Source organism: Dawidia cretensis, from assembly GCF_018598175.1.
Lineage (GTDB): Bacteria > Bacteroidota > Bacteroidia > Cytophagales > Cyclobacteriaceae > Ohtaekwangia > Ohtaekwangia cretensis.
The window spans coordinates 1-230 of record NZ_JAHESE010000276.1 but is presented as its reverse complement, the minus strand read 5'-3'; the positions used below and the strand labels follow the sequence as shown (position 1 = coordinate 230).

1 protein-coding gene is annotated in these 230 nt (G+C 32.6%); it reads left to right on the top strand.

Annotation, left to right across the window (positions count from 1 at the left end; genetic code table 11):
* Positions 1-230 (top strand): signal peptidase I (gene lepB / locus KK062_RS31345; RefSeq protein ID WP_254088166.1); only part of this gene is annotated, 230 nt, incomplete at both ends.

The following is a 230-nucleotide window of genomic DNA, read 5'->3' as shown; positions in this document are numbered from 1 at the left end:
ATTTTAGTGGGTGAAGCAGTTAAAAAAGAAGTTGTAGAATGGATAAAAGTGATTGTCATAGCTCTTGTTTTGGCATTTGCAATAACTCGTTTTATAGTGCCAACAATAGTCAAAGGAGAATCAATGTATCCTACATTAGTTGAACGTGATTATTTGATAGTTAACAGAATTGCGTACAAGGTAGGAGAGCCAAAATACAAAGATATAATAGTATTCAAAACCGACTTAAC